We start from the raw sequence: 22,517 nt of genomic DNA on the forward strand, positions 1-22,517 counted from the left end.
GTGACGACTGGGCCATTGGTACAGTCGGAGAGGGGAGCGACCAGCTGCAGGGAGGCCCACGGCCATGGCGGTGGACGAGCTCGACACCCGCATCCTGCGGCTGATGATCGAGCAGCCGCGCACGAGCGTGCGGGAGTACGCGCGCATCCTCGGCATCGCCCGCGGCACCCTCCAGGCCAGGATCGACCGGCTGGAACGCGACGGTGTGATCACGGGCACGGGTCCGGTGCTGTCCCCCGCCGCACTCGGTCATCCGGTGCTGGCCTTCGTCCACATCGAGGTCACCCAGGGACATCTGGACGAGGTGGGGGACGCGCTGGCGGAGGTGCCGGAGATCGTCGAGGCGTTCTCCATCACGGGCGGCGGAGACCTGCTGACCAGGGTGGTTGCCCGGGACAACGGCCATCTGGAGGATGTGATCCAGCGGCTGATCAATCTGCCGGGCGTCGTCCGCACACGGACGGAGATGGCGCTGCGGGAACGCGTGCCGCACCGGATGCTGCCGCTGGTGGAGTCGGTCGGCGGGAGCACCCGCGCGGCGCGCTGACCGCGGCGCGGATGACCGGTTGGCATCCTGGGACCATGAACCTTGCGCATACTTCGGTCATTTTCGATCTCGACGGAACGCTGGTGGACAGCGAGCCGAACTACTACGAAGCAGGCCGACGTGTTCTCGCCAGTTACGGCGTCACGGACTTCACCTGGGAGCACCACAGCCGCTTCATCGGGATCGGCACCCGCGAGACGCTGGAGCGGCTGAGCGAGGAGTACGGGCTCGGGGCGCCCATCGAGGACCTGCTGGCCGGGAAGAACCGCGCCTATCTGGAGCTCGCCCGTGCCGGGACCGAGGTCTACCCGGAGATGCGGAAGTTCGTCGAGTTGCTCGACGCGGCTGGCGTGCCGATGGCGGTGGCGTCCGGTTCCTCCCGCGCGGCGATCGAGGCGGTGCTCGCCGGCACCGGCCTCGACGCGTTCCTCACCACGCTCGTCTCCGCCGAGGATGTCGCGCACGGCAAGCCGCGCCCGGACGTCTTCCTGGAGGCCGCGCGCCGGCTGGGCACGGACCCGGCCCACTGCGTGGTGGTGGAGGACGCCCCGCCCGGGGCGGCGGCGGCCCACGCCGCGGGCATGCGCTGCATCGCGGTCCCCTATGTGCCGGAGACCGCCACGGACGAGGCGTTCCGCACGGCCGGGCTGATCTTCCCGGGCGGCCAGGCGGAGTTCACGGCACAGGCGGCGTACGACTGGATCGGCCGGTCGGCCCGGGCCCTCTGAGGTCGCGACGGCCGCGGTGTTGCCGGTCTGCTGAAGTACCCTTCCCGTCGCCACACCGACTCGGAGGACCAGGAGAATTGACCGGCCTGTCTGCTTTCCCGCTGCCCTTTCACGCTTCCCACTCCATAGCGCTCGCGACACCCCGGACGCTGCGGGAAATTCACATGATGCAGTTCAGCTCGCGCATTCGGGCAAAGCCGGGGTGGTTCGAGAAGATGAACGATGCCGGCATCGTCGCCAGGTGGACGCAGGAGGCCGTTGCCCAGGGGCTCACCGAAGCGCAGGTTCGTTACGTGCTCGCCGAACTCGTGCACTACGCGGCGCTGCGTGACGGGCGAACCGGGATCGAGGTGTCCGCCGTCGACGGGGTGTGGCAGTCGGACGCGCTGGTCGACGACGAACTCACGTCCCGGCTGCGCAACGCGGTCCGGGTTCTGGAACAGGTCCCCGAAGCGGAACAGGACTGGCATCCCGGATCCGACGGCCAGGTACTGGACCTGGTTCATCCCTCACTGTTCTGCCTGACGCGAGAGGTGAGCGGCGCACCGGAACGGGCGTGGCGGAACCCGACGGACCGCTTCTCGACGTACGAGTTCTCGGAGCGGTTCCAGTGGCTGCCCACGGACGTCGACGTCAGTGACGACGGGAGTGTCGCCTTCCGTTCGTACGTCAACAACGTCCACCCCGAGAATCATCACGAACTGGCCTCTGTCCTGCCGGACTTGTTCGCGCGTATGCGCCCTCTGCTGGAGAACGTGCTCACCGATCTGCGCCATCCGCGGCCCCTGCGGATCGAGGCCGATCCTTACGGGTGGTACGACTCGGAGCCGGAGTACCCGGACAAGTCCTCGTACGGTGATGACGCGGCCTACGCAGAAGCCCTCCGCGTCTGGGAAGCGGCCCAGGACGACTGGTGGGGGAACCGCCGCCCGGTCGTCCCGGACGCCCCGGCTTTCACCCCACCCGAGGTGCCCGGCGAATCCGCCCGAGTCGACCTGCGCGGCCGTCGTCTTCAGGTCATCGTCAAGCTCGCCACCATCCACCTCACCCCGGACAAGCCCGAGTATTCCGGCGGCTCCTGGCATGTCGAGGGGATGCTGAACGAGCGGATCGTCTCGACCGGAATCTACTACTGGGACAGCGAGAACATCACCGAAAGCCGGCTGGGTTTCCGGGCGGCACTCGACGACCCGCACTACGAGCAGAACGACGACAACGGTCTGCGCGAGGTCTACGGCCTGGAGGACGAAGACGCACTGAACCAGATCCTGGGATCGGCCTCGACCCCGTCCGGCCGCTGCCTGGCGTTCCCGAACATCCTGCAACACCGCGTCGGCTCATTCCGCCTCACGGACCCCACCCGCCCGGGATTTCGCAAAATGCTCGCGTTCTTCCTGGTCGATCCGTCGGAAAGGATCGTCTCGACATCCGACGTGCCACCGCAGCAACCATGGTCCGACACCTCGACCATGACGCTTGAACAGGCCAAGCACTATCGCGAACAACTCATGCGGGAACGCAAGTTCTTCGTCGACGAGCACAACGAGCAGCTCTACGAACGAGAATTCTCCCTCTGCGAGCACTGAACCTCTTCTGACCCTGCGCGACGGTCTCCGGGCGCCCGCGGCCGGCGGCACGGGGCGAGGCCGCTTCCCCGCCATCAGCCGGGCCGACCACGACCAGATCGCCAACGCGGTGTCCGCCTGTGTCGACGTCCGCGACTGGGAGTGATCCGGGGAGGGGAAGCGACGCCATGCACTCGAAGCGCATCCATCTGATCGAGCACGGTGAGACGGAGGAGAACCTGCGGGGGCATCGCCTGCCTCCTGCTGCGGCTGACGGGGAACGGCTTCGATCGCTACCTCGAGCACGTGCCCGGGTCAGCAGGCGTCACGTGGGTCGACGTAGACGACAGCTGTCCCCGCATCCGGTTGATGAACGAACCGGCCGTGACCCGGCCACCCGTCTCGCCCCCGTACCGTCCGATGAGAGCGGACCGTACGGGTGCGAGCGATACGGTCAGGCGTCCTCGGCGCCGCCGAAGCGGTCGCGGTAGGACTCCAGGTCCTCCTCCGTGATCTTCGCGAAGAGCACGGGCGGGACGGTGAACGCGGTACCGGCCGGGACCGTGTCCAGGGCCGTGGCCTGCTGGGCGGTCACCCAGGTCGCGGTGTCGCCCTCGAGCGCGAAGGCGCCGCGCATGGCGGCGGCCGTGGCCGGGATGAACGGCTCGGAGACGACCGCGTACAGGTGGATCAGGTTCATCGCCGTGCGCAGGGTCAGCGCGGCGCCGTCCGGGTCGGTCTTGATCTCCAGCCAGGGGGCCTTCTCCTCCAGGTAGGAGTTGCCCGCGGACCACAGGGCGCGCAGCGCGGCCGCGGCCTTGCGGAACTGGAGGGCCTCCATCTGCTCCTCGTACTCGGCGAGCAGCCGCGCGATCTCCTCGCCGAGCTTCGCCTCCGCCTCGCCGGCCACATGGCCCGCCGGGACCTCATCGCCGAACCGCTTGCGGGAGAAGGACAGCACGCGGTTGACAAAGTTGCCGAGGGTGTCGGCCAGGTCCTTGTTGACCGTGGCGGTGAAGTGCTCCCAGGTGAAGGAGGAGTCGTCGGACTCGGGGGCGTTGGCGATCAGGAAGTAGCGCCAGTAGTCGCCCGGCAGGATCTCCAGGGCCGCGTCGGTGAAGACTCCGCGCTTCTGGGAGGTCGAGAACTTGCCGCCGTAGTACGTCAGCCAGTTGAAGCCCTTGACGACATCGACCTTCTTCCACGGCTCACGCACGCCAAGCTCGGTGGCCGGGAACATCACCGTGTGGAAGGGGACGTTGTCCTTGGCCATGAACTGCGTGTAGCGGACGGTGTCGTCAGCCTCGTACCACCACGACTTCCAGTCGCGCACCTCGCCGTCGACAGCGGCGTCCGCCCACTCCTTCGTCGCGCCGATGTACTCGATCGGGGCGTCGAACCAGACGTAGAAGACCTTGCCCTCGGCCGCGAGGTCCGGCCAGGTGTCGGCCGGGACCGGGACACCCCAGTCCAGGTCGCGGGTGATCGCGCGGTCGTTCAGTCCCTCGGTCAGCCACTTGCGGGCGATGGACGTGGACAGGTGCGGCCACTCCGCGCTGACGGTGGCGATCCACTCCTCGACCTCGTGCTGGAGCTTGGACTGCAGCAGGAAGAGGTGCTTGGTCTCGCGGATCTCCAGCTCGGTGGAGCCGCTGATCGCCGAGCGCGGCTCGAGCAGGTCGGTCGGATCCAGGACGCGGGTGCAGTTCTCGCACTGATCGCCGCGGGCCTTGTCGTAGCCGCAGTGCGGACAGGTGCCCTCGACGTACCGGTCCGGCAGAAAGCGGCCGTCGACGGGCGAGTACACCTGGCGGATCGCGCGCTCCTCGATGAACCCGTTCTCGTTCAGCTTGCGCGCGAAGTGCTGCGTGATCTCGACGTTCTGCCGCGACGAGCTGCGCCCGAAGTAGTCGAAGGCCAGCTCGAACCCGTCGTACACGGCCTTCTGCGCGTCGTGTGCCTGAGCACAGAACTCGTCAACCGAGAGCCCTGCCTCCTTGGCGGCCAGCTCGGCCGGCGTGCCGTGCTCGTCGGTCGCGCAGATGTACAGGACGTCGTGACCGCGCTGGCGGAGGTACCGGGAGTACACATCCGCCGGAAGCATCGACCCGACCATGTTGCCCAGGTGCTTGATCCCGTTGATGTAGGGAAGCGCGCTGGTGACCAGGTGTCGAGCCATCCTTGGATGCTCCATTTCGTACGTACGGCGCCGATGGCGGTGCCACGGCGGGCCCAAGTCGGGAAGCTGCAGCCGAAGCGATCACTCAGATCACATATCGACGTCACGCGTGGTGACGACGCAACAGGTCTACAGGCCACCGACATCGTATCGAACCGGAGGTTTGCCCCTCCTGCGGGTTTTGCCGCCGGACCGCAGAGCTCAAATGGCACTCGGCCGTTCGAGACAGGCGGCCAAGCGAGTCTCGTACGGCCGAGGCAGCTCCCATCTTAGGGCCACCGCGCTGCCGCAGATCCGCACGCACCGCTCGAGCCCGTCACATAACCCCGACGAGGTGGACATCATGATCACGAATCCCGAGTTCCAGCCGCGCCGCGTCGTCATCGTGGGTCAGGGATACGTGTGGCGGCCTCGACCCGTGACAACCGGCGCACTCCGAGCAGGCACTTCCCGCAGCCGTCGCACCGTCGCTCAGTCTCGTCCATCGGCGGTACCGCGCATCCTTCTCCCGTTTCGCCGGAGCGTGAGGAGACTTGGCGGCCACCCTCAGGACGAACTCGACCGGCTCGGTCAGCCCAGGAAGCTCAACCGGACCTGCCGGTGCGAGTTGTCCCTGTTGGTGTCGACCAGGCAGACCGACTGCCAGGTGCCGAGTTCCAGCCTGCCGCCGAGGACCGGCAGGGTGGCGTGCGGTGGCACCAGCGCCGGCAGGACGTGGTCACGACCGTGCCCCGGGCTGCCGTGGCGGTGCTGGTAGCGGTCGTCGGCGGGAAGCAGCACGTGCAGCGTGGACAGCAGGTCGTTGTCGCTGCCCGCGCCGGTCTCGATGAGGGCGATGCCGGCGGTGGCATGGGGCACGAACACATTGAGCAGACCGTCCCGGCCCCCGGCGGTCTCCGCGAGGAACTTCTCGCACGCGCGGGTCAGATCGGTCACGGCCTCCGCAGTGCCGGTGGTGAGGGCGAGGACTCGTGTGGTAAAGGCTTCGGGCATACCCCCATCCTCCCGCCCGGCTCGCAAGATCGCGCGTCCGCCTGGCGAGACACCGTCGACCGGCTGCGCAACGGCTCGATGCGTTCCGTCGCATGCTGCGTACAGCCCTGCTCACACGCACGGTCACATCGACCTGTTGCGGGTGGCCTCCGCCGCGTGTCGCCGCAGCTGCTGACGCCTTTTCGGCAATTCGCCGCAGTCCCATGGCTCCCTCTCGGGAGCCTGCCGGAGTGCACCCGCACGTGTCACCGCGGTGACCGCGCTTACGTGACCACGGACATCACGGCTTCGTCGCACCGGTCCTGCCGAACCGGCTCGCGTGCCGCCGTGCACGGCTGACGCGGTTCCTCGCCGCCGACGGCTCCGACTGCGGGATCGCCCACGTCAACATCGGCACCTCCGGGGCGGAGAATCGGGGGCGCGTGCGGAGATCGGGGGCGGGTTCGGTGGCGAGAAGCAGACCGGCGGGGGCCGTGAGTCCGGCTCGGACGCCTCGCGCGCGTACTTGCGCCGGGCCACGAACACCGTCAACTACTCGGAGGAGCTGCCACTGGCCCAAGGGGTCGGCTTCCTCTGATCGAGTCACTTCCTCGGACCTAGCCTTTGCCTTTCCTCCGGCCGGGCCTTTGCCTTTCCTCCGGCCGGGCCTTTGCCTTTCCTCCGGCCGGGCCTCGGCGGACCGGCCCAGCGCAGCGGGGGCTCCCGCCGACCCCGATCGGAACCCGGGCGAGGCGGCGATGAAGGCGGCCGTGCGCCCCGCGGTCGGTACGGCGCCGCCGGGCGTCCCGGGACCGCCCGCCGGTGTCCCCGACCGGAGCGGGAAGATCCACGACTTCCACATCGTTGGTAGAACCGTGAACAACTTCGCGACGCGAGACGTGGACGTGGTCGTCATAGGCGCCGGACAGGCCGGCCTGTCCGGCGCCTACCATCTGCGGCGCGTGGGCCTGCGTCCCGACATCGACTTCGTGGTCCTCGACCACGCGCCGGAACCCGGCGGAGCGTGGCAGTTCCGGTGGCCGTCCCTCACGTACGGCAAGGTCCACGGCATGCACGCACTGCCCGGCATGGAGCTGACCGGCGCCGACGAGGGCCGTCCGTCCTCCGAGGTCATCGGCGAGTACTTCACTCGTTACGAGGACGCCTTCGGGCTTCGGGTGCACCGGCCCGTCCACGTCGGCGCGGTGCGCGAGGGTGCGGGCGGCCGACTGCTGGTCGAGACGTCGGAGGGCACCTACGCCGCACGTGCCCTCATCAACGCCACCGGCACCTGGGACCGGCCGTTCTGGCCGCGCTACCCGGGCCAGGAGACCTTCCGCGGCCGGCAGTTGCACACGGCCCAGTACCCGGGTCCCGAGGCGTTCGCCGGACAGCGGGTGGTCGTGGTCGGCGGCGGCGCGTCGGGGACCCAGCACCTGATGGAGATCGCCGAGGTGGCGGCGGGGACCACCTGGGTGACCAGGAGGCCGCCGGTGTTCCGCGAGGGCCCGTTCGGTGAGGTGCAGGGGCGCGCGGCCGTCGCGCTGGTGGAGGAGCGGGTCCGGAAGGGCCTCCCACCGCGGAGCGTGGTGTCGGTGACGGGCCTGCCGGTGAACGACGCGATTCGTCGGGCCCGCGAGCGGGGCGTCCTCGACCGGCTGCCGATGTTCGACCGGATCACCCCGGAGGGGGTGGCGTGGGACGACGGACGCACGGTCGAGGCCGACGTCATCCTCTGGGCCACCGGCTTCCGCGCGGCGATCGACCACCTCGCACCCCTGAAGCTGCGCGAACCGGGCGGCGGAATCGCGGTGGAGGGCACCCGCGCGGTCCGGGACGAGCGCGTCCATCTCGTCGGTTACGGACCGTCGGCCTCGACGATCGGTGCCAACCGGGCCGGACGGGCCGCCGTCCACGAGATCGAGCGGCTTCTGCACCAGGGGCCCACCACCGAGCCGTCCGACGCCCCGCAGCCGCCGGTCGGGCCGGCCGGGGACCTGACCGCCGTGCCCGGCTGAGACACCGGATGTCCACGGCACGGCCGCCGCGTCCGGCGGGTGGTCCCGGGCCGACTGCACGTCCCCTGCCCCCGGGTCCGGGCCCGCCGGTCACCCGGAGGTGGCGGCCGCGCTGCTGCGGGTCCTGTTGAACTCGGCGACGTTCCGGTTGTGTTCCTCGTAGTCGGCGGTGAAGCGCGTGTCCCCGGGCCGGACGGTGACGAAGTACAGCCAGTCGCCCTCCGCGGGGCCCACGGCCGCCTTCATCGCCGCCTCGCCCGGGTTCCCGATCGGGGTCGGCGGGAGCCCCCGCTGCGCGTAGGTGTTGTACGGGCTCCGTAGGCCGGTGTCCTGCCGGGTGGTGTCGAGGGTGGAGCGGTTCAGGGCGTAGTTGAGGGTGGAGTCCATCTGGAGCGGCATGTTCCGGGCGAGCCGGTTGTGCACGACGCGCGCCACTCGCGCCATGTCCTCGTCGGTGTCCGCCTCCGCCTGGACGATGCTGGCGATGATCACCGTCTGGTAGAGCGTCATGCCATGGCGCTGCGCCTCGTCGGTGAGGGACGAGGTGCCGAAGCGATGGCCGGCCGTGTTGACCATGAAGCTGAGCAGGCTGCCCGGGGTCGACGTGGGGCCGACGGGGTAGGTCGCCGGGAAGAGGTAGCCCTCGGGATTGCCGCGGGCGTCCGCCGGCAGCCTGAGCCGTGCGCCCGCGGCGGTGGCCGTGCGGCGGGTGGTGCCGGCGCGCACTCCGAGTACCTTGTCCACGGCGGCGTAGACCTGCGAGGAGCGCCATCCCTCCGGGATGAGCAGGGTCTTCGGTCGCGCCTGGGGTGCGGCGGGCTTCTTCTTCGGCTGGGGCAGCAGGGTCAGGACGACGGCCGTCACCGCGCCGATCAGGCCGATCACGCCCGCGAACAGCAGGAGTCGGCCGCGGCGCGTCAGACGGAGCCCGCGCCGACGGCGCCGGGCCTTCGGGAACTCCCTCTTCATACGGGCACGCTAACCCGACGAAACCGAACATAACGGAACCCGCGCCGTCGGCCTTCCCGGCAAACCGACACCGTCACCGGCCCCGACGGACGACAGGGGTTCCTTGCACGACCACCGGCTCGGGCCGGCGGCTGAGACCCTGCCGGGGCTCGGCAGCCGGCGCTCAGGACCCGGCCGGCGCCAACTGGGCGTCCCTGCGCACCAGGGCGGCATAGCGCCCGTTCCGCTCGATCAGTTCCTCGTGCGTCCCGCGCTCGGCGATCCGTCCGCCGTCGAGGACGACGATCTGGTCGGCGTCACGCACGGTGGAGAGCCGGTGGGCGATGGTGATCGTCGTACGCCCCGCGGAGAGGGCGTCGATGGCCTGTTGCACGGCGTGCTCCGTGCGGGTGTCGAGCGCGCTGGTCGCCTCGTCCAGGATGAGCACCGGCGGATCGCGCAGAATCGTCCGGGCGATGGCGAGCCTCTGCTTCTCGCCCCCGGAGAAGCGGTACCCCCGCTCACCCACGAGCGTGTCGTAGCCGTCGGGCAGCGAGGCGATGTGGTCGTGGATCTGTGCCGCCCGCGCCGCCGCCTCGATCTCGGCGTCGGTCGCGTCCGGCTTGGCGAAGCGCAGATTGTCGGCCACCGACGCATGGAAGAGGTACGTCTCCTGCGAGACGACGCCCACGGCCCGGGCGAGGGTGTCGAAGTCGAGGTCGCGGACGTCGACGCCGTCGAGGGTGACCCGGCCTTCCGTGACGTCGTAGAGCCGGGGCACCAGATAGCTGAGCGTGGACTTGCCGGACCCGGTGGGTCCGACCACGGCGAGGCTTCCGCCCGCCGGCACGGTGATGCCGATGCCGTCGAGCGTCGGCCCGCTCCTGGCGTCGTAGCTGAAGCCGACCTTCTCGAACCGGACTTCCCCGGAGACCTCGGCCAGCCGGACCGGTTCCTCCGGCTCGGTGATGTCCACCCGCAGGTCCAGGTACTCGAAGATCCGCTGGAACAGGGCGAGCGAGGTCTGGATCTGGACACCCGTGGACAGCAGGCTCACGGCCGGTCGGAACAGCCCCTGCTGCAGTGAGACGAAGGCGACCAGCGTGCCGATCGAGATCGTGGACCCGCCGGACTGCAGCGTGAGCCCCGCGGCCCAGTACAGGAAGGCGGGCATCGCGGCCATGACGATGCCGATGACGGCCATCCGCCAGCGGCCGGCCATGCTGGAACGGACCTCGAGATCGACGAGGCGCTCGGACTCGTCGGCGAAGGACCGGGTGAGCGAGTCCGCCCGGCCCATCGTGCGGCCGAGGAGGATGCCGCTGACCGACAGCGACTCGGTGACCGTCGCGGCCATGGCCGCCATCTGCTTCTGCCGCTGGGTGGTGATGGCCTTGCGCTCGCGCCCGACCCGGCGGCTGATCCAGACGAAGACCGGCAGCAGGACGAGGGAGACGACCGTGAGCCGCCAGTCGAGCGCGAGCATGGCGACGATCGTGGCGACGACGGCCGTCAGGTTGGAGACCAGGGAGGTCGCCGTGGAGGTGACGGTCGCCTGCATGCCGCCGATGTCGTTGGCGATGCGGGACTGGACCTCACCGGTCCGCGTCCGGGTGAAGAACGCGAGCGGCATGCGCTGCAGCTGGGCGTAGACGCCGGTGCGGAGGTCGTGCATCACGCGCTGGCCGACCGTGGTCGAGATCAGCGTCTGCAGAACGCCGAACACGCTCGTCGTCACGGCGGCGACGATCATCCCGAGGGCGAGCAGCGACAGCAGGCCCGTACGGCCCTGCGGGATCGCGGTGTCGAGGATCTCGCGCAGCATGAACGGCGAGGCGACGGTGACGAGCGACGACGCTCCGACCAGAAGCCCCACCACGGCGAGCCGCGCCCGGTAGGGACGGAAGAGGCGGAGGATGCGCCGCACCTGGGCGGGCTGGGCGGGCCGCGTGGGGTCCAGTGGCCGGTCGGGAGGTGTCCAGGACGGACCGTCGTGGGTGCGCATGGGCTCCTTCCGGGGTCGGGGACCTGACAGCCCGAAGAGCATAACTCATTATTACCTATACTCACAATGAACATGGTCCTGATATCGTCCGTGCATGACCACCCCTGGCCCCGTTCCCGACACGGACGGCGTGCTCGCCGAGCAGCTGCTGCGGCTCACACGCCGGCTGCACCGCATTCAGAGGCAGCATCTGCAGCCGGTCGGCATCACCCCGGCCCAGGCCCGGCTGCTGCGCGTCGTCGCCCAGTACGAAGGGGCCCCGCGGATGGCGGACATGGCCGATCGCCTGGAGGTGGTGCCGCGCGCGGTCACCACGCTGGTCGACGGACTGGAGGCGGGCGGCCACGTCCGCCGGGTGCCCGATCCGACGAACCGCCGAGTGGTGCGGGTGGAGCTCACCGACCTCGGACGCACCACCCTGCGCGAGCTGCGCGGGGCCCGGCGCGCGGCGGCCGAGGACATCCTGGCACCGCTGAACGCGGAGCAGCGCGAGGCGCTGGGAGGACTGCTCTCCGCGCTGATCGACGGAGGCCGCCCGGGACCGGCCTGCTGAACGGACTCGTCCGGCGTCTTCTCGTACCACCGGCGAGGCGGGGCGACGGACGCGGCACCCGGGAGCGGTTCCGCCCACGGACAGCTCGGCCCTCTCGCCCATCGAGCCGATGTCGCCGTCCGCCCTCACGCCCGACCCGTCACACCGCCCGCGATCCACCGACCCCGCGGACCCGCCGTGCGCTCATTCGCCACGCATGGCCGGAGCCGGCTCGCGCAGCATGAACACGTCCACCGCATCCTCGGACTCGAGCACGAATCCGTGCCGCTCGTACAGCCGCCGGGCCGCACTGCCCTGCAGCACGTTCAGCCGGACCCGGACGCCGTCCCGGTCGCATCCCTCCAACAGCCCCTGGAGCACGGCCGCACCGATGCCGCGGCCCTGCAGACGCGGGGCCAGGTAGAAGTGCTCCAGCCAGTGAGCGTCCCCCGCCGGCCGCAGCGACACACAGCCCGCGAACGCGTCGCCCGCCTCGATCACCCAGCTGTGCGCCGCGGCGAACCCGTCCCTCAGCCGCTGCCGTACCCGCCACTCGTCGTATCGCCCGAGCCGCTCCAGATCGGGCCGCAAGACCACGGCCCGCAACTCGGCCACGACCTCGACGTCCGCCACGGAGGCCGGCCGGATCCTCCAGTCCGCCATGATCGCCAGGCTAGCGCCGTGACCGGAAAGGTCTGCGGGGAAGGTCGCGGCGTCCGCTGTGGTGCATCGCAGGACGCAGGATCGCCCTCGTACCGGATGCACTCGGGCGACACGACACCGCAGCGCGGTGCCGTGCAGGGCGCCGCGAGCCGGTGAACCCCTCCTGTCACGGCACCAGCGCCCGCGACAAGAGTCCATGAACCCGGCAACGAGAGTCCAACTGCTGCTCTTGCCTCTCATGAGTCCCAACGGCCATGTTCCTTACCGGAATTCATGAACCAGCCAGGTGCACCGGCTACAGGAGGTTCGATGAACGACGCAGCACCCGGGACCCAGGGCGACGGGCACGGCGACGGCGGCTCGATGAGCCGCCGTTCGGTTCTCAGGACGACCGCCGGAGTCGCCGGGGCCGGGCTGGCCCTCGGGGCGGCCGGCAGCGGGACGGCTTCGGCGGCGGAGAGCGCGGCCGCGACGGAGACGGTGTCACGTACCGCCGCTCCGACCCGCAAGGGCCGCACGATGGCGGGGGTTCCGTTCGAGCGGCGGAGCACCGTACGGGTGGGGATCGTCGGGCTCGGCAATCGCGGCGCCTCGATGTCGGAGCTGTACCTCGCCGTGCCCGGAGTCCGGATCGTCGCGGTGTGCGATCCCGTGAAGGACAAGGCGGAGGCCGCCGCGGCGAAGGTCGTCGGCGCCGGGCAGCCGGCGCCCGCGGTGTACACCAGGGGCGAGCACGACTACGAGAACCTCTGCGAGCGTGGCGACATCGACTTCGTGTACGTCGCCACGCCCTGGGACCTGCACTTCGAGATGGCGAAGTCGGCGCTGCTCAACGGCAAGCACGTCGGTGTGGAGTGTCCTGTCGCGATGCGTCTCGACGAACTGTGGGCGCTGGTCGACCTGTCGGAGCGCACACGACGCCACTGCATGCAGTTGGAGAACTGCTGCTACGGGCGCAACGAGATGCGTGTGCTGCGTATGGCGCACGCCGGGCTGTTCGGCGAGCTGCTGCACGGAGCGGGCGCCTACAACCACGACCTGCGGGACCTGATGTTCTCGCCGACCTACTACGAGGGCCCGTGGCGGCGGTTGTGGCACACCCGGCTGCGCGGGGACCTGTACCCGAACCACGGATTCGGGCCGGTGGCCAACTACATGGATGTCAACCGGGGTGACCGGCCCGTCAGCATCAGCAGCTTCGGTACACCGGCGCTCGGCCTCGCGGAGTACCGGGAGGCTCACATGCCCCCGGGCGACCCCAGCTGGAAGGAGACGTACATCGAGAGCGACCGCACCATCAGCATGGTGCGGACGGCGAAGGGACGGGTGATACGCCTCGAGCACGACGTCTCCACGCCGCACCCGTACAGCCGGATCAACAGCCTCGGTGGCACCAAGGGTGTGTTCGAGGACTATCCGACGCGTATCTATGTGGAACCCGACCACACGAACCACCAGTGGGGGGACTTCGCCGCCTATGCCGACTGGGACCACTGGCTGTGGAAGGAGCACAGCAACCCGCCGGGCGGCCACGGCGGTATGGACTACATCATGGTGTTCCGGCTGATGCAGTGCATGCGGCTGGGTCTCGTGCCCGACTTCGACGTCTACGACGCGGCGACCTGGACCGCCCCGGTCCCGCTGAGCCATCTGTCGGTGAAGGCGAACGGCGCCCCGCAGGAGTTCCCGGACTTCACCCGGGGTGAGTGGCGCAAGGCCCGCTCCGGGATGGACTCGGAGCGACCCGACTGACGGGCGGCGGGACCCGGCCGCCCGTACCGGGTCCCGCGCCGCCTCGTGCCGGCCCGACGGTCCGCCCGGCGCTGCCGGCGGTGCGGTCCTCCCGGCCCGCCGCGCCCGTCGTGCCGGGTTCCGGTCCGTCCGCCGGTGACGCCTCCACCGCGGCGGGTGCCTCGGCCGCCGGCGGCTCGCTCCGTACGGGCACGTACTCGACGTTGAGCACCTTCTTCGCGGTCACCCGGTCGAGGCGCCCTTCCAGCGGGAGACCACGAAGACGGCCACGCAGGTGCCGAGCAGGTTCGTCGCCACCCGCATGGCGTTGGGGAGCGCGATCCACCGGGTGAAGAGGGTCGTGGCATCCTCCGACAGATCTTGGAGCCTGCTCCAGACCCGTCCCACCGTGCCGAACCCCGACGCCCGTACCCGCCCGGACCCGGAGGCGGTGCCGCATCCCGGGCCGACCGCCGACCGGCCGCCCTCGGTCGCCGCCCCGGGAGCGGGGCCGTTCGGACGGTCACGGCCGGATCATCGGTCCTGCCCCCGAAAATCGGTTGCTCCGTGTGAATGCGGAGAGCGAACCTTGCACGTCCGCGCCGCTCATTCCGAACGATCTGGAATGTCATGCAGATTCGCGATCTCCCCTTCCCCGATCCCGGCACACCTGATGTCCGGTCGGGTCTCAGGTTCCTCGTCTGGCTCGGGCGGCGTCAGCTCGGCGGCCAGCTCGCGTCACTCGTCTGGGGGCTGCTGCACTTCTCCTCCGTGATGGCCCTCCCCTACGGCGTGGGCATCGCCGTCCAGTCGGTCGTGGAGCGCTCCGGCACCGGCCTCGCACTCGCGGGCGGGCTGATCGCACTCGCCGGCGTGGGCATCGCCGCGGGCGACACCCTGCTGCACCGCACGGCCGTCACCAACTGGATCACCGCCGCCGCGCGCACCCAGCAACTGCTCGCGCGCAGAACGGCCGAGCTCGGGTCCGCGCTCACCCGCCGGGTGGCGGCCGGCGAGGTCGTCGCGGTCTCCACGGGCGACGTCGAGAAGATCGGCTGGTTCGTGGAAGCCGTCTCCCGGTTCCTCGCCGCTGCCCTCACGATCGTCCTGGTCTGTGTGGCGCTGCTGGTCTACCAGCCGGCGCTCGGCGTCCTCGTCGCCCTCGGCGTCCCGGTGATGGCGCTCGGCGTCCTGCCGCTGCTGCCCCGCGCCACCCGGCTGGCCGACGTCCAGCGCGAGAAGGCCGGCAGGGCGACCGAACTCGCCTCCGACACCGTCGCGGGCCTGCGCGTGCTGCGCGGCATCGGCGGCGAGGAGTTGTTCCTCGACCGCTACCGGCGCGCCTCGCAGGAGGTGCGCAGGGCCGCGGTCCGCAGCGCTCGGATGTGGTCGCTGATCACGGCGCTGCAGGTGCTGCTGCCGGGGCTGCTGCTGATCGCCGTGGTCTGGTACGGCATCGGGCTGGTCGGCGACGGCCGGATCGACGTCGGCGAACTCGTCACCGTCTACAGCGCGGTGATGCTGCTGACCTACCCGCTGCGCCATTTCGAGGAGATCGCGATGGCGTACTCCTTCTCCCGCCCGTCCGCGCGGCGGGCGGCGCGGGTCCTGTCGCTGGAACGGACGACGGGCGGCGTTGCAGAGGCGGGGGGCGCGGCCCTCGGAGGGGATCTCTACGACCCGGCCACCGGACTGCTCGCCCCGGCCGGGCAGCTGACCGCGGTGGTGTGCGGCGACCCCGACGCGGCGGGACGGCTCGCCGAACGCCTGGGCGGTCACCCGCCCGAACCCGATGGGCTGCCGTCCGTGCTGCTCGGCGGCGTGGCCCTGGACGACCTTCCGCTGGAGGCGGCCAGGACCGCGGTCCTGGTGCAGGACAAGGACCCGGTGCTGCTGTCGGGCACCCTGGCCGAACTCCTGGACGTGCCGGCCTCCGGCGCTGTGCCGGCCGAGGCGGCGCTGACCGCGGCCGAGTGCGACGACGTCCTCGATGCCCTCGCGCAGGCGTCGTTGGACGAGGACCCGGCGACCGCGCCCATCACCGAACGCGGCAGGTCGCTGTCCGGCGGACAGCGCCAACGGCTGGCGCTGGCGCGGTCGCTGGTGGCGGATCCGGAGGTGCTGGTGCTCGACGAACCGACCTCGGCCGTCGACTCGCACACGGAGGCGCGGATCGGGAACGGCGTACGGACGCTGCGGGAGGGGCGCACGACCGTGGTGTTCACGTCCTCGCCGCTGCTGCTCGACCGCGCCGACCGGGTCGTCCTCGTCCACGAGGGCGCGGTGGAGGCCGTGGGAGTGCACCGCGAACTGCTGCGTGACGAACCGCGGTACCGGGCGGTGGTGACCCGGGACCCGGCGGACCCGGCGGACGCGGAGGCTCCGCCGGACGGGTACGCCGCCCCGGAGGGCAGCGACGGCGGACCCGGGCCCGCGCAGGCGTCACGGACCGCCGGCGTCGGTATCGGCATCGACATCGAGGAGACGGCATGATCGGCGTGGCGCCGCCGGAGTACGACCCGGCCGCCCCCCGGACCGCGGCCACCCTTCCGGTGGGCACCCCGGCGACCGTGCGGGCCTACGTACGCGAGCTGGCGGACCGGCACCGCCGGGCCTTCGGGGTGCTCATCGGCGTCAACACCGTGGCCGTGGTGGCCTCCATGGCCGGCCCGTGGCTGCTCGGTTCCCTGGTGGAGCGACTGGCGGACGGTGCGCGCGAGCTCCATCTGGGGCGCACCGCCGCCGTGTTCGCCGTGGCGCTCGTGGTCCAGGCGGTGTTCGTCCGGCTGGTGCGGCTGCGCGGCGCGATGCTCGGCGAGCGGATGCTGGCGGACCTGCGCGAGGACTTCCTCGTGCGGTCGGTGCGGCTGCCCCCGGGGGTGCTGGAGCGGGCCGGTACGGGTGATCTGCTCTCCCGGATCACGACGGACATCGACCGGCTGGCGAACGCCATGCGCGAGGCCGTACCGGAACTGACGATCGGTGTGTTCTGGGTGGTGCTGCTGCTCGCCGGGCTCACCGTCACCGCGCCGCCGCTGGCGCCCGCCGTGCTGGTGGCGGTGCCGCTGCTGGTGATCGGCTGCCGCTGGTACTTCCGCCGGGCGCCGGCCGCGTACCGCTCCGAGGCCGCCGGGTACGCGGCCGTGGCCGCCGTGCTGGCGGAGACGGTCGACGCGGGTCGGACCGTGGAGGCCCACCGGCTGGGGGCCCGGCGGGTCGCCCTGTCGGACCGGCGGGTCAAGGAGTGGACCGCCTGGGAGCGGTACACCCTGTGGCTGCGATCGGTGCTCTTCCCGGTCATCAACCTCACCCATGTGACCGTGCTCGGGTCGGTGCTGATGGTCGGGGGCGTGTTCGTCCTGAAGGGCTGGATCGGCATCGGCCAGCTGACGACGAGTGCGCTGATCGCCCAGATGATGGTCGACCCGGTGAACCTGATCCTGCGCTGGTACGACGAGCTCCAGGTCGCGCAGGTCTCGCTGGCCCGGCTCGTGGGGGTGCGGGAGATCGAGCCCGACGCGGGCGACGGCGACGAGCGGCCCGAGGGCCGGACGGTCCGCGCCGACGAGGTGCGCTTCGGTTACCGCGAGGGTGTGGACGTGCTCCACCGCGTCTCGCTGGACGTACCGCCGGGCACACGGCTGGCGCTGGTCGGCCCGTCGGGCGCGGGCAAGTCGACGCTGGGCCGGCTGCTCGCAGGGATCTACGCCCCGCGCACCGGCCGGGTGACGCTCGGCACCGCCGAGCTCTCCCGGATGCCGGCGGAGCGGGTCAGGGAGCACGTGGCGCTGGTCAACCAGGAGCACCACGTCTTCGTCGGCTCGCTGCGCGACAACCTGCGGCTGGCCCGGTCTGCCGCGGAGGACGCGGAGCTGTGGGCCGCGCTCGGGGCGGTCGACGCGGACGCCTGGGCGCGGGCCCTGGACGACGGGCTCGACACGGAGGTGGGCTCGGGCGGCCTGGCGCTGACCCCGGCCCAGGCCCAGCAGATCGCCCTCGCCCGTCTCGTCCTCGCGGACCCTCACACGCTGGTGCTGGACGAGGCGACCTCCCTGCTGGACCCCCGGGCGGCCCGCCATCTGGAGCGTTCGCTGGCCGGGGTCCTGGACGGCCGTACGGTCGTGGCCATCGCGCACCGGCTGCACACCGCGCACGACGCGGACGTGATCGCGGTCGTCGAGAACGGCCGGATCAGCGAGCTGGGCAGCCACGACGACCTGGTGGCGGCGGACGGGGCGTACGCGGCGCTGTGGCGGTCCTGGCACGGGTGAGCCGTACGGGACCGGGCTCCGGCCCCAGGCGCCGGCCGCGTGCGGTCCGCGGGACGGAGGCACGGGCCCGGCCTCGCCGCCGGTCCGCGGGCCCGCCGGTCCGCCGGTCCGCGTGACGGATCAGGCCGTGGGCGGGGCCTTCCGGATCAGCCGGGAGAGCCAGGCCCGTGCGGGGATCGCGGCCAGCCACCCGAACTGGGCGGCTCTCGGGGACACGAAGGCGAGGGGCACCGAGGCGGCGAAGACCACCACCATGACCACGCCCTCGTACACGGCGAGGCGCAGCCGGCGGGGCGCCGTGCCCGGTGCGGCCAGGGCGGGCCGGAGCAGGAGCCGCAGTGTCATCGCGGTGATCAGGCCCGAGGCGGCGGCGATGGACCCGGCGTAGACGGCGGTCGCCGCCGCGGTGTCCCCGTACTCGCTGATCAGACGGGTCGGGAAGGGCAGCGCGGCGATCACGGCGAGCAGCGCCAGATAGAGGTAGAGCAGACAGGAGTCGAGCCGGGCGACGCGGTGGAAGAGGGCGTGCTGGCTGAGCCACAGCACACCGATGACGACGAAGCTCAGCAGAAAGGCGCCGATGTCGGACAGTGTGCGGAGGAGGGCCTGGCCGAGGTCGCCGGCCTCCAGGTCGCCGGGCACGGTGATGTCGAGGGCGAGCAGCGTGATCGCGATGGCGAAGACCGCGTCACCGAAGGCGAGCAGCCGATCGCGCCCGATGATCGCGTCGGGGCTCTCGTCCTCCCGTTCACGTGTCGGTGTGCTCACGGCGGGGACGCTACCGGCGGTCACCGGGCGCGGCACCCGCTGCTGGGCCGAACGCCGGACGCCGTGACCCCCGCGCGCGGGGCGCCGGACGCCGCGTCCCCGGAGCGCACGGCGCCCATGACCGTGCCGGGCCGGCGACGCCGGGCGACCCGGTCAGATGAGGTTCAGCGCCGCGGCGCCGCCCGCTCCCCCGAGCAGCATGAACGCCGGCATCAGCACCTTCAGCTCGACCCAGCTGCCCGCCCGGAAACGCATCCCCTTGGGCGGCCCCACGGGGTACCAGCGCTTGTTGCCGACCGGTATGGGCCAGAGGATCGGGCAGCCCGAGACGGTCAGGGCGTCGCCGATGTCGTGCACCAGGGCGCCGAGGACGACGGGGAGTCCCAGCCACAGGTACTCCTGGCCGGGTCCGGTGAAGAGCCAGTCCGCACCGCTGCCCGGCTTGTCCAGGACCCCGGCCAGGATCCAGGCGCTCGTCGCGCCGAGCAGCCACACCAGGACGTCGCTGGACACCCGCGCGGCCCGCCACAGCAGTCCCTCGACGGCGAGCACCAGGTGCACGAAGAGGATCGCGAGGACCGCCCAGCGCCCTCCGGTCATCGCCAGCACCGAGGTGCCGCCGCCGATGAGCACGGCCCAGAGCCAGGTGTGGGTGAGCGTGCGGTGACCGCCGGTCCTGCGCTTGTCGCCGGGCTTCTTCGTCGCCTTGTAGACCGCGTACGAGAGCTTGTCGACCACTTCGCACAGGCCCCGCGAGAAGGGACCGAAGGCGCGGGAGATCGTCGCCGCCTTGTGGTCGAGGTCCGGCGCGAGCGCCGCTCCCGCGCAGATCAGCGCGCCGACGACGAGAACGGGCCATGGCATCGGATGGTCCAGGGCGGCCGCGGCCGCGCCCACCCCCAGCCAGGCCGCCGCCCCGGACAGGGAGTGCGCCGGTCCCATCATGCTCGTTCCCGCCCCATCTGCTGTTGTCCTCGTACCGAGTTGAGGGGACAGGCTACCGGTAGCGATCTTCCTCCCGGCGGCCGGTTCCCGATCCCGGCCGGAGGCCAGGCAAGATGGTGGGGTGACCCTTATCGATCAGCTGCCGCCGGACGCCGACCCCGATGCCCTTTTCGAAGCCTTCGCCACCTGGGCCGAGGGCCGGGGCATCTCCCTCTACCCGGCCCAGGAGGAGGCGCTGATCGAGGTGGTCTCCGGGGCCAACGTGATCCTCTCCACACCGACCGGCTCCGGAAAGAGCCTGGTCGCGGCGGGTGCGCACTTCGCGGCTCTCGCGCGCGACGAGGTGACGTTCTACACGGCGCCGATCAAGGCCCTGGTGTCGGAGAAGTTCTTCGACCTCTGCAAGCTCTTCGGCACCGAGAACGTCGGCATGCTGACCGGCGACGCGTCCGTGAACGCGGACGCCCCGGTCATCTGCTGCACCGCCGAGGTCCTGGCGTCGATCGCGTTGCGGGACGGCAAGGACGCCGACATCGGTCAGGTCGTGATGGACGAGTTCCACTTCTACGCGGAGCCGGACCGCGGCTGGGCCTGGCAGATCCCGCTCCTCGAACTCCCCCAGGCGCAGTTCGTGCTCATGTCGGCGACGCTCGGCGACGTGTCGATGTTCGAGGAGGACCTCACCCGCCGCACCGGCCGTGAGACCGCCGTCGTGCGCTCCGCGACCCGCCCGGTCCCGCTCTCCTACGAGTACCGCACCACCCCCATCACCGAGACGCTGACCGAACTGCTGGAGACCAAGCAGGCACCGGTCTACATCGTGCACTTCACCCAGGCGCAGGCCGTCGAGCGGGCACAGTCGCTGATGAGCATCAACATGTGCACGCGCGAGGAGAAGGACCGCATCGCCGAGCTGATCGGCAACTTCCGCTTCACCACCAAGTTCGGGCGGAACCTCTCCCGCTACGTCCGGCACGGCATCGGCGTCCACCACGCCGGCATGCTGCCCAAGTACCGGCGCCTCGTGGAGAAGCTGGCGCAGGCCGGTCTGCTGAAGGTGATCTGCGGTACGGACACCCTGGGCGTGGGCGTCAACGTCCCGATCCGCACGGTGCTCTTCACCGCGCTGACCAAGTACGACGGCAGCCGCGTGCGGACGCTCCGGTCCCGGGAGTTCCACCAGATCGCGGGCCGTGCGGGCCGGGCCGGCTTCGACACGGCCGGCTTCGTCGTCGCCCAGGCGCCCGATCACGTCGTCGAGAACGAGAAGGCGCTCGCCAAGGCCGGCGACGATCCGAAGAAGAAGCGCAAGGTCGTCCGCAAGAAGGCGCCCGAGGGCTTCGTGGGCTGGACGCAGAATTCCTTCGAGAAGCTGATCGCCTCCGACCCCGAGCCGCTCACCTCCCGCTTCAAGGTCACCCACGCCATGCTGCTGTCGGTGATCGCCCGCCCGGGCAACGCCTTCGACGCGATGCGCAAGCTGCTCGAGGACAACCACGAGCCGCGCAAGCAGCAGCTCCGGCACATCCGCCGGGCCATCGCCATCTTCCGCTCGCTCCTCGACGGCGGGATCGTCGAGCGCCTCGACACCCCCGACGCCCAGGGCCGCATCGTCCGGCTCACCGTCGACTTCCAGCAGGACTTCGCGCTCAACCAGGCGCTCTCCACGTTCGCGCTCGCGGCGTTCGACCTGCTGGACCCCGAATCCCCCTCGTACGCCCTGGACATGGTGTCGGTCGTCGAGTCGACGCTCGACGACCCGCGGCAGATCCTGGGAGCCCAGGAGAACAAGGCGCGGGGCGAGGCGGTCGCCGCGATGAAGGCGGACGGCGTCGAGTACGAGGAGCGGATGGAGCGCCTCCAGGAGATCTCGTACCCGAAGCCGCTTGAGGAACTGCTGTGGCACGCGTACGACACCTACCGGAAGTCGCATCCGTGGGTGGGTGACCACCCGGTCTCCCCGAAGTCGGTCATCCGGGACATGTACGAAAGGGCACTGTCCTTCACGGAGTTCACCTCCTTCTACGAGCTGGCCCGCACCGAGGGCATCGTGCTGCGCTATCTCGCGAGCGCCTACAAGGCCCTGGACCACACCGTCCCGGACGACCTGAAGTCCGAGGACCTCCAGGACCTGATCGCCTGGCTGGGCGAGATGGTCCGCCAGGTCGACTCCAGCCTCCTCGACGAGTGGGAGCAGCTGGCCAATCCCGAGGTGGAGACCGCGGAGGAGGCCCAGGAGAAGGCCGACCAGGTCAAGCCGGTCACCGCGAACGCCCGCGCCTTCCGGGTGCTGGTCCGCAACGCCATGTTCCGCCGGGTGGAACTGGCGGCGCTGGACCGCGTCGACGAACTGGGCCGGCTGGACGCGGAGTCGGGCTGGGACGAGGACGCCTGGGGCGAGGCGATGGACGGGTACTGGGACGAGTACGACGACCTCGGCACCGGGCCGGACGCCCGCGGGCCGAAGCTGCTGTCGATCGAGGAGGACCCGGCACACGGTCTCTGGCGGGTCCGGCAGACGTTCGCCGACCCGAACGACGACCACGACTGGGGCATCAGCGCGGAGGTCGACCTGGCGGCGTCCGACGAGGAGGGCCGGGCCGTCGTCCGCGTCACGTCCGTCGGCCGGCTGTGAGACGGGAGCG

The 22,517-nt window shown here is 71.0% G+C and carries 17 protein-coding genes and 1 pseudogene; 10 read left to right on the forward strand and 8 right to left on the reverse strand.

Going from position 1 to position 22,517, the window contains the following annotated elements:
* The first annotated feature begins 64 nt into the window (after positions 1-64).
* The 3 genes from QRN89_RS04265 (at position 65) to QRN89_RS04275 (ending at position 2,861) form a co-directional block, all read left to right on the forward strand.
* Positions 65-547 (forward strand): Lrp/AsnC family transcriptional regulator, encoded by a 483-nt coding sequence (locus QRN89_RS04265; protein WP_290348008.1) that lies wholly within the window; start codon positions 65-67, stop codon positions 545-547.
* A gap of 35 nt (positions 548-582) precedes the next feature.
* Positions 583-1,275 carry an HAD family hydrolase gene (locus QRN89_RS04270; RefSeq protein ID WP_290348009.1) on the forward strand — a complete coding sequence of 231 codons (693 nt, stop codon included), beginning with the start codon at positions 583-585 and terminating at the stop codon, positions 1,273-1,275.
* 77 nt (positions 1,276-1,352) lie between these two features.
* A complete protein-coding gene (locus tag QRN89_RS04275) occupies positions 1,353-2,861 on the forward strand; it encodes a DUF4246 domain-containing protein (RefSeq protein WP_290348010.1) in 1,509 nt (502 codons plus the stop codon).
* Between the two features lie 433 nt (positions 2,862-3,294).
* On the opposite strand, the gene metG is transcribed toward QRN89_RS04275, so the two are convergent.
* Together metG and QRN89_RS04285 are read right to left on the reverse strand one after the other, a co-directional pair.
* A complete protein-coding gene (gene metG / locus QRN89_RS04280; RefSeq protein ID WP_290348011.1) occupies positions 3,295-5,019 on the reverse strand; it encodes a methionine--tRNA ligase in 1,725 nt (574 codons plus the stop codon).
* A gap of 570 nt (positions 5,020-5,589) precedes the next feature.
* Complete coding sequence (locus QRN89_RS04285; protein ID WP_290348012.1) at positions 5,590-6,012, reverse strand: secondary thiamine-phosphate synthase enzyme YjbQ; 423 nt, start codon at positions 6,010-6,012, stop codon at positions 5,590-5,592.
* A 341-nt stretch (positions 6,013-6,353) separates the two neighbouring features.
* Between QRN89_RS04285 and QRN89_RS04290 the strand changes: the two are divergent.
* Both QRN89_RS04290 and QRN89_RS04295 read left to right on the forward strand, forming a co-directional pair.
* Positions 6,354-6,589, forward strand: a pseudogene (locus QRN89_RS04290) (aldehyde dehydrogenase family protein); the annotation flags it as partial.
* A gap of 277 nt (positions 6,590-6,866) precedes the next feature.
* Complete coding sequence (locus tag QRN89_RS04295; protein WP_290348013.1) at positions 6,867-8,009, forward strand: NAD(P)-binding domain-containing protein; 1,143 nt, start codon at positions 6,867-6,869, stop codon at positions 8,007-8,009.
* A gap of 90 nt (positions 8,010-8,099) precedes the next feature.
* On the opposite strand, the gene mltG is transcribed toward QRN89_RS04295, so the two are convergent.
* Entirely contained in the window at positions 8,100-8,978 is an 879-nt protein-coding gene (mltG, locus tag QRN89_RS04300; protein ID WP_290348014.1) for an endolytic transglycosylase MltG, read from the reverse strand.
* Between the two features lie 163 nt (positions 8,979-9,141).
* Positions 9,142-10,962 (reverse strand): ABC transporter ATP-binding protein, encoded by a 1,821-nt coding sequence (locus tag QRN89_RS04305; protein ID WP_290348015.1) that lies wholly within the window; start codon positions 10,960-10,962, stop codon positions 9,142-9,144.
* A 94-nt stretch (positions 10,963-11,056) separates the two neighbouring features.
* Between QRN89_RS04305 and QRN89_RS04310 the strand changes: the two genes are divergently transcribed.
* Positions 11,057-11,515, forward strand: coding sequence for a MarR family winged helix-turn-helix transcriptional regulator (locus QRN89_RS04310; RefSeq protein ID WP_290348016.1), 459 nt, complete (start codon positions 11,057-11,059; stop codon positions 11,513-11,515).
* A gap of 183 nt (positions 11,516-11,698) precedes the next feature.
* On the opposite strand, the gene QRN89_RS04315 is transcribed toward QRN89_RS04310, so the two are convergent.
* Positions 11,699-12,157: a GNAT family N-acetyltransferase gene (locus tag QRN89_RS04315; protein ID WP_290348017.1), complete on the reverse strand. Its 459-nt coding sequence runs from the start codon at positions 12,155-12,157 to the stop codon at positions 11,699-11,701.
* Positions 12,158-12,466: 309 nt separating this feature from the next.
* Between QRN89_RS04315 and QRN89_RS04320 the strand changes: the two genes are divergently transcribed.
* Positions 12,467-13,909: a Gfo/Idh/MocA family protein gene (locus QRN89_RS04320; RefSeq protein ID WP_290348018.1), complete on the forward strand. Its 1,443-nt coding sequence runs from the start codon at positions 12,467-12,469 to the stop codon at positions 13,907-13,909.
* A 222-nt stretch (positions 13,910-14,131) separates the two neighbouring features.
* Here QRN89_RS04320 and QRN89_RS04325 read toward each other — a convergent pair whose 3' ends face one another.
* The gene (locus QRN89_RS04325; RefSeq protein WP_290353979.1) at positions 14,132-14,296 is read right to left on the reverse strand and encodes a hypothetical protein; all 165 of its coding nucleotides are present in this window, start codon (positions 14,294-14,296) and stop codon (positions 14,132-14,134) included.
* Positions 14,297-14,518: 222 nt separating this feature from the next.
* Here QRN89_RS04325 and QRN89_RS04330 point away from each other — a divergent pair, with 222 nt between their 5' ends.
* Both QRN89_RS04330 and QRN89_RS04335 read left to right on the forward strand, forming a co-directional pair.
* A complete protein-coding gene (locus QRN89_RS04330) occupies positions 14,519-16,381 on the forward strand; it encodes an ABC transporter ATP-binding protein (protein WP_290348019.1) in 1,863 nt (620 codons plus the stop codon).
* Entirely contained in the window at positions 16,378-18,159 is a 1,782-nt protein-coding gene (locus QRN89_RS04335) for an ABC transporter ATP-binding protein (protein ID WP_290348020.1), read from the forward strand. Before QRN89_RS04330 ends, QRN89_RS04335 begins: the two co-directional genes overlap by 4 nt.
* 120 nt (positions 18,160-18,279) lie before the next feature.
* On the opposite strand, the gene QRN89_RS04340 is transcribed toward QRN89_RS04335, so the two are convergent.
* Positions 18,280-18,927: a TMEM175 family protein gene (locus tag QRN89_RS04340; protein ID WP_290348021.1), complete on the reverse strand. Its 648-nt coding sequence runs from the start codon at positions 18,925-18,927 to the stop codon at positions 18,280-18,282.
* 153 nt (positions 18,928-19,080) lie between these two features.
* On the reverse strand, positions 19,081-19,872 hold the full coding sequence (locus QRN89_RS04345) for a metal-dependent hydrolase (protein WP_290348022.1): 792 nt from the start codon (positions 19,870-19,872) through the stop codon (positions 19,081-19,083).
* 121 nt (positions 19,873-19,993) lie between these two features.
* Here QRN89_RS04345 and QRN89_RS04350 point away from each other — a divergent pair, with 121 nt between their 5' ends.
* Entirely contained in the window at positions 19,994-22,507 is a 2,514-nt protein-coding gene (locus QRN89_RS04350; RefSeq protein ID WP_290348023.1) for a DEAD/DEAH box helicase, read from the forward strand.
* Positions 22,508-22,517: the final 10 nt, after the last annotated feature.

The sequence above is a fragment of the Streptomyces sp. HUAS CB01 genome (genome assembly GCF_030406905.1).
GTDB classification, from domain to species: Bacteria; Actinomycetota; Actinomycetes; order Streptomycetales; family Streptomycetaceae; genus Streptomyces; species Streptomyces chengbuensis.